The following is a 15,515-nucleotide window of genomic DNA, read 5'->3' as shown; positions in this document are numbered from 1 at the left end:
ACGTCGGATCGATCCCGGCGTCCTCCAACGCCTCCCACGACGCCTCCAGCAACAACCGCTGCTGCGGATCCATCGCCAACGCCTCACGCGGCGAAATACCGAAGAACCCCGCGTCGAAATCACCCGCACCACTCAGGAACCCACCGAACCGCGTGTACACGGTGCCCGGCTTGTCCGGATCCGAGTCGAACAACCGGTCCGGATCCCAGCCGCGATCGGTCGGGAACGCGGTGATGGCGTCCGTCCCCGAAGCGACCAGGTCCCACAACTCTTCGTCCGAACCCACACCACCGGGGAAACGTGCGCTCATGCCGACGATCGCGATCGGCTCGTCCGACGTCATCCGGCGCGACACCCGCCGCTGCCCTTGGCCGGTTCCCGCGATGCGCGCGCTCAGCAGCGCCGCGACCGCCGTCGCGGTCGGGTGATCGAAGATCAGCGTCCGCGGCAACGGCACGCCGGTGCCCCGCGCCAACCGGTTCGCCAGCGCGGTACCGCTGACCGAGTCGAATCCGAGGTCGGTGAACGGGAGTTCGGGGTGGATGGAGTGGGCCGAGTCGTGGCCGAGCACGGCGGCGGCGTGTTCGCGTACGACATCCAGGATGACCGTCTCGCGCTGGTACTCGGGAGTGTCCAGCAGTCGGCGCGCCAGCGGCCCGTCGTCCCAGGCCGTGCCCTGCTGGTCGTCCTCGGGAACCGGGAGTTCCCCTTGCGTCGCTGCGCGTGCGGCCGGGTCGGCGGTGACCCCCGCGATCGCCGCCGGGCCGCTCCAGTAGCTGCGGCGTTGGAACGAGTAGGGCGGCAGGTCGACCCGCGCTCCACCGGGCGCCAGTGCCTCGATGTCCACCTGGAGACCGGCGCAGTAGGCCTGGGCCAGTGAGGCCGTGAACCGCCGCGTTCCGCCTTCGCCCCGCCGCAGCGATTCGAGCACGCTGACGCGGCCGGCCGCGGCCGTGGTGTCGGCTGTCACGCCGATGCCCATGGTGAGCACCGGGTGCGGGCTCGCCTCGACGAATCCGGTGATCCCGGACTCGATGAGGGCGGTGACGGCGTCCGCGAAGCGGACCGGTTCGCGCAGCGAGCGGTACCAGTACTCGGCGTCCAGCCCTGCCGTGTCGAAGCGATCGGCGAAGACGGTGGAGAAGAACGGCACGGTCCCGGACCGGGGACGGATGGGAGCCAGCTCCTCCAGCAAGCGGTCCCGGAGTCCTTCCACCGCCTTCGAGTGCGACGGGTAGTCGACGGGGATCCGGCGGGCCCACACCCCGGCCTCGGCGCAGTCGGTGAGGAGTTCCTCGATCGCCGCGGCCTCACCGGCGACGACGGTCTGCTGCGGCCCGTTCACGGCCGCCAGCGAGAGCCGGTCACCGTGGCGCGCCAGTCGTTCCCGGACAGCGTCCGCGCCCAGACCGATCGATGCCATACCGCCCTGACCGGCCAGCTCTTCGGCGACCGCACGTGACCGGAGTGCCACCACGCGGGCGGCGTCCGACAGCGAGAGTCCCCCGGCGACGCAGGCGGCCGCGATCTCGCCCTGGGAGTGGCCGATGACCACGTCCGGCTCGACGCCGGCGGCCTGCCACATCCGTGCCAGCGACACCATCACGGCGAACAGCACCGGCTGGATCACGTCCACCCGGTCCAGCGAGGGTGCGTCGTCCGCGCGGCGCAGCACCCCGGTCAGCGACCAGTCGACGTACTCGGCGAGAGCGGCTTCGCAGTCCGCGATGGAGTCGGCGAACACACCGCCCGCGTCCAGCAGGCCGAGTGCCATGCCCTCCCACTGGCTGCCCTGCCCGGGGAAGACGAAGGCGACCCGGCGTCGCGCCGCCTGACCGGTCGTCACCTCGACGGCATCGGCGGGCGCGGTCGGGTCGGCGAGGGCCGCCAGGCCCGTCAGGAGCTCGTCGCGGTCCTGCCCGACGACCGCACCCCGCCACTCCAGTTGCGCGCGGGTGGTGAGCAGCGAGCGGGCCACGTCGGCGGTGTCCAGCTCGGGGTGGCTGATCAGCCAGTCCCGCAGTCGGGCCGCCTGGGCCTGCACGCCCGTCTCGGTGCGCGCCGACACCACCAGGGTCCGCACCTGGCAGGCGCCCTCGGCCGCGGCTCCGGCCACGGCTGCTGCGGGGGCCTCCTCCACGATGACGTGCGCGTTCGATCCGCCCATGCCGAACGACGACACGCCCGCGCGCAGGACGGTGTCCGCCGACCAGGTCTCGGTGCCGGTCACCACCCACAGGCCCAGCTCGTCGAGCGGGATGCGCGGGTTCGGCGTGGTGAAGTTCAGGCTGGGGACCAGTTCCCGGTGCTTGAGGCACAGGACGGTCTTGATGAGACCGGCGATGCCGGAGGCGCCTTCGAGGTGCCCGATGTTCGTCTTGACCGACCCGACGGCCAGCGGCGCGTCCGCCGTCCGGCCCGCGCCGTAGGCCGCGCCGAGCGCCGCGGCCTCCACCGGGTCGCCGGCGGGTGTTCCGGTGCCGTGCAGTTCGACGTACTGGACGGACGACGGTTCGACGTCCCCGGCCGTCAGCGCGGCCCTGATCGCCGCGGTCTGCGCGTCCTGGCTCGGTGCGCTGAGCACGCGGCGTTCGTTGCCGGTGTTGATCGCGGTGCCGCGGATCACCGCGTGGATCCGGTCGCCGTCGGCGATGGCGCGCGCCAGCGGTTTCAGTACGACGATGCCGCCGCCCTCGCCGCGCACGAACCCGTCGGCGTCCGCGTCGAAGGTGGAGCACTTGCCGCGCTCCGACTGCGCGCCGAACTGCTCGATCCGCGCACCGCTGGTGGCCGACAGGATCAGGTTCAGGCCGCCGGCCAGGGCCAGGTCGCTCTCGCCGCTGCGCAGGCTCTCGCAGGCCAGGTGGACCGCGACCAGCGAGGACGCCTGGGCGCTGTCGACCACGATGCTCGGGCCGCTGAACCCGAAGTGGTTGGAGATCCGGTTGGCGATGATGCCGCGCCCGACGCCCCACAGGGAGTGCCTGCTGACGCCCAGCCCGCCCTGGGAGGCCAGGATCTCGGCGAAGTCGGTGCCGGTGCATCCGAGGAACACCCCGCAGCGCAGGGCGTCGCGGGCGGTGCCGGCCAGGCCCGCGTCCTCCAGTGCCTCCCAGCCCAGCTCCAGGGCGAGCAGCTGCTGCGGGTCGACCGCCCGCGCCTCGTTGGGCGAGACCCCGAAGAAGTCCGCGTCGAAATCACCGACGGTGTCGAGGAACCCGGCCCGCTCGGTGATGTGCCCGCGTCCGGGCCGGGCACCGCCGATCGCGTCGCGTCCGTCCCGCAACAGCTGCCAGAAGCTGTCGGGATCGGCCGCGCCCGGCATCCTGCAGGACATACCGACGATGGCGACGTCATACGCCGATCCAGTCACCTGTGGCTTCCTTTCCGTTGTGCACAGCGCGCCGCCCCGCCGGAGGTGTCCGGCGGGCCGTCGACGTGTGGTGGAGCTGAATACGACGAGATCACTTGCTGAGTGCCGCCACCGACGCGTCGGGTTCGGCGGACCGGGTCCTGCGGGCGGCGATCGCCGCGCGGGCCAGGTAGGCGGGCGCGAAGAGCGAGAGCGGAGACACGTTGCGGGTCACCACGCCGACGTAGCGTTCGGCGACCTTGGGGTCGGACACCGCACCGGCGAGGATCATCCGGATCACCGGCGGCAGCACGTTGCGCTTGCTGAGGTCCGCGATCGTCAGGTGGTGGGCGAACAGGCGACGGCGGTGCTGCCGCTGGTAGCCGCGCAGTGCCTTGTCCACCGTGGCGGCGCCGCCTTGGCGCAGCGCGTCGGTGACGGCGTCGCACAACCACTCCGCGGACTGGAAGGCGAAGCCGCACCCGACGCCGCTCACCGGGTCGTTCACCATCGCGGCATCGCCGATCAGCGCCAGACCGGGCGTGACGATCCGCTTCCGGTTGAGGTTCGGGTAGTCCTTGGTCCCGACGACATCGGTGATCCGCTCGACGTCGGACATGTCCGGCGCGTCGGGCAGCTTGGCGAAGGCGCCCAGCAGGAAGCCCTCGCGGTCCTTCTCGAACTCCTTCAGGCTCCGCTTGTCCGGCGCCACGGCCACGACCGTGGTGCCGTCGCCGAAGCTGGCCAGGAGGAAGACGTCCGGCATGGCGAACCAGGCCCGCAGGGTCTCCTTGGGCCGGACTTCGACGTTGCGGTAGTGGGCGAAGAAGATGAAGCGGTCGTTCGCCGACTCCTTGCCCTTGAGGCCGGCCAGGTCCGCGACCGTGGACGACCGCCCGTCCGCGCCGATCACCAGGCGGCTGCTGAACAGTTGCTCTTTGCCCTGCACCTTGGCGATGACGCCGTTGACCCGCCCGTGGGGGCCCCGCGACAGCTGGACGGCCTTGGCGCCCAGCACCATGTCGACCCCGGGCGTCTCAGCGGCCGCCCGCCGGACCAGCGGGTCCAGCTTCGGCCGCTGCAGGTTGTAGCCGTGCGCGGGCCTGTTGGACGAGCCGGGGTCGAGGATCCAGCCGTTGTCGCCGTGGAACGCGTCGTGGCACGGCATCCCGCCCGCGGCCGCGATCTTCTCGTCCAGCCCGAGGCGCTGCAGCGTCGGCAGGGCGCTGGACCGGATGGTGGCGGTGCAGAGCCGCTTGTAGTACTCGGGGTCCTTGTGGGCTTCCAGTACCGCCACCCGCAGGCCCGCGCGGCCCAGCAGGATGGCGGCCGAGCATCCGGCGAGACTGCCGCCGACGATCGTCACGTCGTACATCGAATTCACCTGATCTGTCGAAGAAGCGGTTGGGGGGTGTCCACGGCTGTGGTCGGATCCGGCGTCGCCGCGACGATCGGCTATCCGTCGGCGGGTTCGACCACCGCGACACCGTCGACCTCGATCAGGTGCTCCGGGGTGAACAGGCTGGCCACGCCGACCAGCGTCACCGCCATCTCCGGGAACGCGTACTTCCGGCTGGCCGCCTGGCCGCCGGCCATGAGCTCACCGAACAGTTCCGGGTTCCAGTTCGCGACGTAGAACCGGACGCTGACCAGGTCTTCCGCCTGTCCTCCGGCCGACTCGACCGCGCGGCAGAGGTTGAGCAGCGCCTGTTCGGCCTGGGCGGCGAGCCCACCGGGGACCACCGCCCCCGACTCGTCGACGCCGACCTGACCGGAAAGGTGGATGATGTCGCCACGCGCTCGCGTGGCGTGGCTGAAACCCTCCGCCGGCGGCGGGGTGTTCACGGGGTTGAACGACATCACGGCCATTGCGAAATCCTCATGATTCGATTCGATGCGGATCAGGGGCAAGGGTTGAGGGATCAGGGATCAGGGATTCGGGGTGCGGAGCCGGTTCAGCTCCTCGGCGGCCAGCTGTGCGGCCACCGCCGGGTCACGGCCGTCCCACGTGCCGGAGGACTCGACCATGCGGAATCGCGCCGAGAAGTTCTGTGTCTGCCACTTCGTCAGCGACGGCTTGATGACGGCCTTGTGCGCGGGAGATCTGCGGTAGGCGAAGTCGACCAGGTCGGCCTGACTGCGCCAGATCGACAGGGTGCTGGTGGCGGTGAAGTCGTCGGCGATGCCGAGCTGCGCGATCAGACCGTCCTGGTCGGTCTGCTGGTCCACGACGCGCTTGTTGTTCCACAGGAACGACGGCACGTACTTGGTGCGGATGCGGCTGTACGTCATCGACAACACCGGCTCGGCGTCGTCGTGCGGAATCTCGTCCACCTCTGGCCGCCAGCCTCGCCAGGTGCCGCGGCCGACCCTGGTCGGGCGCAGCGCGGCCCGCCACCACTCGCGCGCCCGGTCGGTGAACATCTCCACCGTACGGGACTGCTCGAATTCCTTCATCGTCTCTTCGGATTCGAACACCACGAACAGCGCCCAACGCCGGAAGACGGGCGCGCCACCGATCGGCGGTTGCAGGTTGCCCGTTCCGAAGACCCGGCCCTCGAGGAAACCGGGCGCCTGCCGGAGTTCTTTGTTGATGCGCGGTATCCGGGTCATCAACGGCGCCCAGCCGCGCACCGGGTAACTAGCTAGGACGAACGACACGGGCATTTCCGGCCTCCTTCGACGCGTTTTCCCTCGCGGTCTTCTCGGCGAGCATCTTGAAGGTGCGGAATTGCTTGTGCACCATCACCAACTCGGCCCACGGGAAGAAGTACTTCCGCAGGTGGTAGGAACCGGTCGCTTTGCCGAGCCGACCGGGCCGGTCGTGCACGGTCATGATCATCAGGAGCCGGCAGCCGTTCCCGTCGGCGGCGTCCGCGACGCGGAACGTGCAGCACGTGTTGCCCCAGAACCAGCGCAGACCGGGCTTGACCTGCACCGTGATGTGGTGGTCGCGCTCGAAGCCGGCCACCTGGAAGATCACCAGGATCGGCTGGCCGATCGCGAGGTCGTCCGCGCCGGGCGTGAGCTCGCGGGGGCTGGTGCGGCCGTAGTTGTCGATCCAGTCGTAGCTGTAGGGAGCGACGCGCATCTGGCACAGCCAACGCCACACGGTGGCGCGGTCCGCGTGCACGGTGATGCCCCGGTAGTACGTGTCGAGCGGCGGCGGAACGTATTTCATACATTCCTCCGTCCCCGTTCGCTCGTCCTCGGTCGTGCCCCACGCGCGTCGGACGAAGTGAATGTGGTCGAATTTCCGCTTCAGCCAACCGCGCGCCGAGCCGACCCGTCCCGAACGCTGATCATGGCGATGTGTCATCATTTCCGTTCCAGAGCACTTATCGGCGAATTGTCGAATCGAGCCAGCCGCGTATGCGCTTGGCAGTGAGCGGTGCGTCCTCTTCGATGATCGAGAAGTGGTTCGTGTCGATCTCCACCACCGGACCGGAGTGCTGCCAGGCAGGCACCGGATCGGCGATGCGGGTGCCGCCGAGCGCGGCGGTGGCGCGCAGGTTCAGCGTGGGCGCCGCGATGGACAGCGGCCTGCGTTCCCCGTAGATGCGCACGTAGTTCCCCATGGCGACGAGGCCGTTGTCGTCCACCAGCGCCATGGCCTGCTCGTGGTCCAGCAGCGCACCGAGCGCGTCGGCGAGCACCGCGTGGTTGAGGTCCAGGTCGTCCGGGGAGTAGGTGTCGATCATCACCACGCCGGCGGCCTCGGCGCCCCGCTCCTGGAGCCGACGTGCCACCGCGTGCGCGATCGCGCCGCCGATCGAATACCCGACGAGCACCACCGGCTGGTGCACGAGGTCGTCGTCGACGCAGGCCACCAGGTGGTCGATCGCGCTGTCCCACGAGCGCGGCAGCGCTTCACCCGGCTTCGTCCCCGGCAGCCGCAGCGCGGACACCGCGTGGTCCGTGCCGAGTTCCCGGGCCAGCCGGGCGAACTGGTGCGTACCCGAACCGGCGAGGAAGGACGGGACGCAGATCAGCGACGGCGCCGAAGTGCCCCGGGAGAACGGTGTCGGCCGGGGTCGTTCGTCGAGTTCGTCCACGGTCTCGAACGACGGCACCAGCTTGGAACTCTCGACCAGCAGTGGCACGGCGTCGATGACCGCACCCCGCCGGTGGGCGGCCAGGACCAGATCGGTGATGGTTCCGCGCGTCCCGGCCGTCGGCCGCGTCGTCCGGCTGCCGGCGTCGGCGTCCTCGATCTCGGAGAGGACGAACTTCGCGACCTCGCGCACCGTCGGGTGGTCGAACACCAGGGTGGAGGGCAAGGTCAGCCCGGCGGCCTTGGCCAGCCGGTTGCGGAACTCGATGCCGCCCAGCGAGTCGAACCCGAGCTCGGTGAACGGCGTCTCGGGGTCGACCGCGCCGGTCGAGCTGTGCCCGAGGACCGCTGCCGCCAACGCCCGGATCTCCTCTACGACATGGGCTTCGCGGTCGTGCTCGGACATGTTCGCCAGGCGCTGCGCCAGCGAACCGCTCTCCGTACGGCGTTCCCGGGCCGGCACCCGGACGATGCCGCGCAGCAGGCTGGGCAGCATGCCACCGACGGCGAGTGCCGCCAGGGCGGTGTTGTCGAGCAGCGCGGTCAGCACGACCGGCTCGTCGGTCGCCAACGCACCGTCGAACAAGGCCATGCCCTGCTCCGGGCTGATCGGGTTGAGGCCGAGGCGTGTCCGGATCTGACGCGCCAGGTGCTCGCTGCCCGCCTGCCCCAACGCCTCGGCCATGCCGATCGTCCAGAGCCCCCAGGCCAGGGAGTGCGCGGGCAGGCCCTCGCTGTGGCGTCGCCTGCTCAGCGCGTCGAGGACGCAGTTCGCGGCGGCGTAGTTGCCCTGTCCCTGGCCGCCGAGCAGGGGCGCCGCCGAGGAGAACGTCACGAACGCCGACAGCCCGTGGTCACGGGTGAGTTCGTGCAGGTGCAGCGCCGCGTCGACCTTGGGCGCCATCACGCGGTCCACCTGATCGGCCGTCAGGGTTTCGATCGTGCCGTCGTCCAGCACGCCGGCCGCGTGCACCACCGCGGTCAACGGCTCGTCGTGCGTGACGGTGTCGAGCAGGCGCCGCAGCGCCTCCCGGTCGGTGACGTCGCAGGCCGCCACCCGCGCGGTGGCGCCCAGCTCGGCCAGCTCCGCGACCAGCTCGGCCGCGCCGTCGGCGGCCGCACCGCGCCGTGACACCAGCAGCAGGTGCCGCACGCCGTGGGCGGAGGCGAGGTGGCGGGCGACGACCGCGCCCAGCCCACCGGTACCGCCCGTGATCAGCACCGTTCCCCCGCCGAACGACGCGGCGGCGTCCCGCGGCGCGGTGGTCCGGCTGACGCGCGGCACCAGAAGACCACCTGGACGCACCGCGACCTGCGGCTCGTCGATGGCCGTCAGCAGCGCCACCGTGTCCGCCGAGAGGCCGGACGCCTGATCCACCAGCACGAACCGGCCGGGCTGCTCCGCCTGCGCGCTGCGCACCAGGCCCCACACGGCCGCCGCCGGCAGGTCCGGCACCTCCGCGGGCAGGCCGGCGGCGTTGCGGGTCACGATGACGAGCCGGGTACCGGCCAGGCGGTCCTCGGCGAGCCAGCCGCGCAGCACGTCCAGCACGGCGTTGACCCGGTCACGTGCGGCCTGGGCGACGTCATCGGCCGGCCGGCCGCATTCCTCGGCGTGCCAGACCACCAGGTCCGGGAGGTCCTCGGCGGCGGCGAGGTCCGCCACTGTCGCGTACCGCTGGTCGATTCCGGGTGTCGGGGTCGATCCCAGCACCGCCATCGTCGCGGCACGCGGGGCCGTCGCCGGGGGAGCCTCGACCCACTCGATGCCGAACAGGGCCGGACCGGTGCCGCCGCGGGCGGCGTCGACCACCCCGGCGTCGACCGGACGGGCCAGCAGGGACTCGACCGTGAGGATCGGGGTTCCGGTGTCGTCGACGGCGTCGATGCGCACCTTCTCACCGCTGTGGCGGATCCGGGCACGGACGGTGTGCGCGCCCCGGCGGTGCACCGTGACCCCGGAGAACGAGAACGGCAGCGGAATCCGCCCCGAGGTGGTGTCCTGCGTGAGCGTGTCGATGGCGGCGTGCAGGGTCGCGTCGAGCAGGGCCGGGTGGACACCGAACTCACCCGCCGTCGCGGCCGTCACGTGGTCCAGGGAGACCTCCGCGAACACCTCGTCACCGCGTGTCCACGCCGAGGTCACGCCCTGGAACACCGGGCCGTACCCGAATCCCAGGCCCGCCAGACGGTCGTAGAGGAACTCGCGGTCCACCTGGTCGGACCCGACCGGCGGCCAGTTGTCACCGCTCCACGCCGGTACCTCGGCCGCGGACGCCAGCACACCGCGAACGTGCGGCACCCATGCCGCGCTCGCGTCGTCGGCCGCGCGGGAGTGGACCGAGAATCGCCGGCACCCGTCCTCTTCGACCGGGCCGACGGTGACCTGGATGTCGGCCTCGGTGTCGTCGGCGAGCACCAGCGGTGACTCCAGCAGGAGTTCCCGCACCGTCTCCAGGTCGAGGTGGGCGCCTGCCGCCAGGGCCATTTCCACGAATCCGGTGCCCGGCAACAGCACCGACCCGAACACCGCGTGATCGGCGATCCACGGGTGGGTCCGCAGCGACAGCCTGCCCGTGAAGACCCACTCGTCCCGCCCGGCCACGGGCACCACGCCGGTCAGCAACGGGTGGCCGAACGAGCCACCGGCGACACCGTCCGGGGTGGGGTACAGCCAGTACCGCTGCCGCTGGAACGCGTACGTGGGCAGCGCGACGCGCGACGCCGGACGTCCGGCGAACAGCGCGCCCCAGTGGACGTCGACACCGGCTGCGTGCGCCTGGGCCAGGAACACCAGGAACTGCTCGGCCTCGTCGTGGTCACGCCGTGCCGCCGCCGTCACCACCGACCGCGCCGACGTCTCCTCCTCGAGGCACTGACGGGTCATGGCCGCGAGGACGGCATCCGGGCCCACCTCCAGGAACCGGCGCACACCCGACGCGAAGAGGCCCTGTACGCCGGGCGCGAACCGCACCGCGCCGCGCACCTGCCGCACCCAGTACGCCGGGGTGAGCACCTCGTCACCGGCCATCTCGCCGGAGAGGTTCGACACCATCGGGGTCCGCGGCCGGTGGTAGGTGAGGCCTTCGGCCGTGGTGGCGAACTCGGCGAGCATCGGCTCCATCCGCGCCGAGTGGAAGGCGTGGCTGACCCGCAGGCGCGATGTCCTGACGCCCTGGCCGGCGAAGTGCCGTTCGAGCTCGGCGACCGGTTCCTCGTCGCCGGACAGCACCACCGAGGCCGGGCTGTTCACCGCGGCGATCGACACCCTGTCCGCGTACCGTGCGAGGGCGTCGGCGGCCTCCGCTTCCGGCACCGCGGCCGCCAGCATGGCCCCGCCTTCCGGCAGGGCGCCCATCAACCGGCCGCGTGCCGCCACCAGACGAGCGGCGTCCTCCAGTGACCACACCCCGGCGACGTGCGCCGCGACGAGTTCACCGATGGAGTGCCCGATCAGAACGTCCGGGCGCACCCCGAACGACTCCAGCAGCCGGTACATCGCCACCTCGAAGGCGAACAACGCCGGCTGGGTGAACTCGGTCCGGCCCAGCACGTCGTCGCCGGAGAGCATCACGTCCTTCAGCGAACGACCGAGCAACGGGTCGAACTGCGCGCAGATCTCGTCCAGCGCGGTGGCGAACACCGGGAACGCCTCGGACAACCCGGCACCCATACCGACCCGTTGTGCGCCCTGGCCGGTGAACAGGAAAGCTGTCTTGCCCGAGCCGACCGCACCGGACACGACACGGCCGGAGGCCGAACCGGCCGACAACTCCGCCAAACCGGTCAGCAAGCTCTCACGGTCACCGGCGACGACACCGCCCCGCCACTCCAGTTGCGCCCGTGACGTCAGCAGCGCGGAGGCGACGTCCACCAGGTCGACGTCCGGGCGCTCGGACAGCCACCGATGCAACGTGGCCGCCTGAGCACGCAACGCCTCCGCGCTCTTGCCCGACACCAGCAGCGGCACCGCGGTGGCCGGATCGGCGGCCGGCGTGGCGGCAGCCGGTCGTCGGGCGGGAGCCTCCTCGATGATCAGGTGCGCGTTGGTGCCGCTGATGCCGAAGGACGACACACCGGCCCGGCGCACGCGGCCGGTCGCGGGCCATGGCTCGGGCTCGGTCAGCAGCCGCACCGAACCGGCCGACCAGTCGACGTGCGGCGACGGCTCGTCCACGTGCAGCGTCCGCGGCAACTGCTCGTGCCGAAGGGCCTGCACCATCTTGATCACGCCACCCACACCGGCGGCGGCCTGGGCGTGGCCGAGGTTCGACTTGATCGAGCCGATCCGCAGCGGCTCCTCACGGTCCTGCCCATAGGCCGCGATCAGCGCCTGGGCCTCGATGGGGTCGCCCAGCGTGGTGCCGGTGCCGTGCGCCTCGACGGCGTCGACGTCCGCGGGCGACAGCCCGGCACTCGCCAACGCGTTGGCGATGACACTCTCCTGCGACGGACCGTTCGGCGCGGTCAGGCCATTGCTCGCACCGTCCTGGTTCACCGCGCTGCCGCGGATCACGGCCAGGACGTCGTGCCCGAGCCGTTGAGCGTCGGACAGACGCTCCAGCACCACCACACCCACGCCTTCGGACCAGGCCACACCGTCGGCGGCGGACGAGAACGCCTTGCAGCGGCCGTCGGGCGAAAGACCTCGCTGCCGGGAGAACTCCACGAACAGCAACGGCGTCGACATCACGGTGACACCGCCCGCGAGCACGAGCGACGTATCGCCCTGACGCAGCGCCTGGGCCGCCATGTGCATCGCCACCAACGACGACGAACACGCGGTGTCGATGGTGATCGCGGGGCCCTGCAGCCCGAGGGTGTACGCGACCCGGCCGGAGACCACGCTGCCCGCCGAGCCGGTCGCCAGGTACCCTTCCGCGGCCGAAGCCGACCGGACCGAGTACCCGTAGTCCTGGTACATGACGCCCGCGTAGACACCGGTGTCGGTGTCCCGCAGCGACGTCGGGTCGATCCCGGCGTCCTCCAGCGCCTCCCACGACGCCTCCAGCAGCAACCGCTGCTGCGGATCCATCGCCGACGCCTCACGCGGGCCGATCCCGAAGAACGCGGCGTCGAAGTCGCCCGCGTCGCTGAGGAAACCGCCCTCGCGGGTGTACACCGTGCCGTTCTTGTCCGGGTCCGAGTCGAACAACCGCCGCAGGTCCCAGCCGCGGTCGGACGGGAACTCGGTGATCGCGTCCGTCCCCGAGGCCACCAGGTCCCACAGCTTGTCGGGCGATTCGGCGCCGCCCGGGTACCGGCAGCTCATCCCCACGATCGCGATCGGCTCGTCCACGCGTGTCCTGCGGACGACCTTCCGGCCGACGGTGCCCACGCCGTCGACCCGCGAGCGGACGTGCTTCGCCACCGCGGCCGCCGTCGGGTGGTCGAACACCAGCGTCGACGGCAACGACAGCCCGGTGGCCTTCGCCAACCGGTTCCGGAACTCCACCGCGCCCAGCGAATCGAACCCGATCTCGCTGAACGGCATGTCCGGGCCGACCGCGTCCGGCTCCGGGTGCCCCAGCACCGACGCGGCGATCGACCGGACCTCCTGGAGCACCGTCTCGTCCCACTCGGCTTCGGGGACGTCCGCGAGGCGCCGCATCAGCGAACTCTGGTCCGCGCGCCGTCCACCGGCCGGAACACGGATGAGGGAGCGCAGCACGGCGGGCAGCAGCCCGATCCGGCCGAGCGCCGTCAGCGCGGCGTTGTCGACGGCCGCCGTCAGGAGGAACGGCCGGTCCGCGGCCACCGCGTCGTCGAACAGTTCCATGCCCTGTTCCGCCGACAGCGGGACCAGCCCGAGGCGCGCGCGGATCTGCTCGGCCAGGTGCTCGTTGCCCTCCTGCCCGAGAGCCGCGGCCATGCCGAGGGTCCACAAGCCCCAGGCGAGGGAGTGCGCGGGCAGTCCTTCGCTGCGGCGCCGGCGGCACAGGGCGTCGAGTACGGCGTTCGCGGCCGCGTAGTTGCCCTGGCCCTGGCCACCGAGGTGGGGCGCCGCGGAGGAGAAGACCACGAACGCCGACAGGTCGAGCTCACGGGTCAGCTCGTGCAGGTTCCACGCGGCGTCCACCTTCGGCGCCAGCACCCGGTCCACCTGCTCGGCGGTCAGCGTCTCGATCGTGCCGTCGTCGAGCACACCGGCCGAGTGGACCACCGCGGTCAGCGGGCGCTCGGCGGGCACCGTGTCCAGCAGGTCGCGCAGTGCCCGGCGATCGCCGACGTCGCAGGCCGCGATCGTCGCCTCCGCCCCGGCCGCGGCCAACTCCGCCACCAGTTCGGCGGCTCCGGTGGCCTGCGCACCTCGCCTGGACACGAGCAACAGGTGCCGAACGCCGTGCGCCGAGACCAGGCGCCGTGCCACGACCGCACCGAGCCCGCCGGTGCCGCCGGTGATCAGCACGGTGCCGTCACCGAAGGCCGACTTCGCCGTACCGGACTCTCGCACTGGTGCGACCCGGACCATCCGGGGCACCAGCGAGGTCCCGGCACGGACCGCGATCTGCGGTTCATCGCCCTGCAGCGCGGCCCGCACCAGCTCCGCCGGGAGGCTGGTGCCGTCGTGATCGATCAGCACGATCCGGCCGGGGTTCTCGGACTGCGCACTGCGCACCAGGCCCCACAGGGCCGCCGCCGCGAGATCGGGAACCTCGTCGGGCAGACCCGCGGCGTTCCGGGTGAGAACGACCAGCCTGGAATCGGCGAAACGGCCGTCGCTCAGCCAGTCGCGCAGCGTCGCCAACGCCGAGTGCACCGCGGCGCGGACGCTGCCGGGGACATCGCCGCTCGACGGCTCCGGCCCGCCGACCGACCACACGATCACATCCGGTGCGCCGTCGGGATGCTCGGCCGCCGCCAGGTCCGCGAAGTCCGTGAAGTGCTCGGCCACGCCGGGTGCCGGCGCGCCGACACTCACCGGCCGCGTGCCGATCCCGCCCACCGGTTCCACCGACGGGGCCGCGACCCACTCGACCTCGAACAGCGGGCTGCGGCCGCCCGCTCGGGCGCCGTCCAGCGTCCGAGCGTCGACGGGGCGGGCGAGCAGCGCGTCGACGGCCAGGACCGGCGCACCGGCATCGTCGGCGAGGTCGACCCGGACCGTCTCCGGACCGGAGCGTGTGATCCGGGCGCGGACCGAATCGGCCCCACGCCGGTGCAGCCGGACGCCGGCGAAGGAGAACGGCAACGGCAGCCGCCCGTCGGGCAGGTCCGCCAGCAGGCCGTCGATGGCCGCGTGGAACGTCGCGTCGAGGAGCGCCGGATGGATGCCGAAGTCCAACGCCTGCGTACGTGCGGCCTCGTCCAGCGAGACCTCGGCGAACACCTCGTCACCGCGCGTCCACGCCAAGGTCACACCCTGGAACGCCGGTCCGTAGCCGAAGCCCGACTCCGCCAGCCGGTCGTACAGCGACTCGGACTCCACCGGCGTGGCACCGACCGGCGGCCACTCCTCGCCCGTCCACGTCGCGGCGACGGCCACGTTCTCGGGGGCGAGCAACCCGGTCGCGTGCAGTTCCCACCCGCCCGAGTCCGTGCCGATCGGGTCGGTGCCGACGCCCGGCGCGAGGGGACGCGAGTGGATCGAGAATCCGCGCCTGCCCAGCTCGTCGGGTTCGCCGACGGTCAGCTGGAGATCGGCCGGAACGGTGCTGTCGAGGACCAGCGGCGCCTCCAGCACCACCTCCTCGACCACCGGAACGCCCAACCGTGTTCCGGCGGTCAGGGCCAGTTCCACGAATCCGGTACCCGGCAACAGCACCGAGCCGAACACGACGTGGTCGGTCACCCATCCGTGCAGCTCTGCGGACAGCCGGCCGGTGAACAACCACTCGTCCCGGCCCGCCATCGACGCTGCCGCACCGAAGAGCGGGTGACCGAGCGAGATCAGGCCCGCGCGTCCCAGGTCCCCGAGCGACGCGGCAGCCGGTTCGAGCCAGTACCTCTGGTGCTGGAAGGCGTACGTCGGCAGCGCCACCTGCGACCCCACGCGCCCACCGAACAGCGGACTCCAGTCCACTGCGACACCGGCGGCGTGCGCCTGCGCGAGCATCGTCACGAACTGTTCGGCCTCGTCATGATCCCGCCGCGCCGCCGCAGCCACCA

General features: G+C 71.8%; 6 protein-coding genes. All 6 read right to left on the bottom strand.

Annotated elements, in window-relative coordinates; all coding sequences use genetic code 11:
- Positions 1-3,373: type I polyketide synthase (locus tag ACYVMZ_RS38435; RefSeq protein WP_461087823.1), on the bottom strand; the 3,373-nt coding region annotated here is incomplete at its 3' end.
- Positions 3,374-3,464: 91 nt separating this feature from the next.
- A complete protein-coding gene (locus ACYVMZ_RS38430; RefSeq protein WP_461087821.1) occupies positions 3,465-4,727 on the bottom strand; it encodes an FAD-dependent oxidoreductase in 1,263 nt (420 codons plus the stop codon).
- Positions 4,728-4,807: 80 nt separating this feature from the next.
- Positions 4,808-5,263, bottom strand: coding sequence for a RidA family protein (locus ACYVMZ_RS38425; protein WP_461087819.1), 456 nt, complete (start codon positions 5,261-5,263; stop codon positions 4,808-4,810).
- 18 nt (positions 5,264-5,281) lie between these two features.
- On the bottom strand, positions 5,282-6,019 hold the full coding sequence (locus ACYVMZ_RS38420; RefSeq protein WP_461087817.1) for a hypothetical protein: 738 nt from the start codon (positions 6,017-6,019) through the stop codon (positions 5,282-5,284).
- Positions 5,994-6,533 carry a hypothetical protein gene (locus ACYVMZ_RS38415; protein WP_461087815.1) on the bottom strand — a complete coding sequence of 180 codons (540 nt, stop codon included), beginning with the start codon at positions 6,531-6,533 and terminating at the stop codon, positions 5,994-5,996. The genes ACYVMZ_RS38420 and ACYVMZ_RS38415 overlap by 26 nt, the downstream gene beginning before the upstream one ends.
- Positions 6,534-6,690: 157 nt before the next feature.
- The gene (locus tag ACYVMZ_RS38410; protein ID WP_461087825.1) at positions 6,691-15,462 is read right to left on the bottom strand and encodes an SDR family NAD(P)-dependent oxidoreductase; all 8,772 of its coding nucleotides are present in this window, start codon (positions 15,460-15,462) and stop codon (positions 6,691-6,693) included.
- Positions 15,463-15,515 lie beyond the last annotated feature (53 nt).

Source organism: Streptomyces deserti (assembly GCF_054782695.1).
The sequence above is the reverse complement of the archived record's forward strand: the minus strand, read 5'-3'. Positions and strand labels throughout refer to the sequence as shown.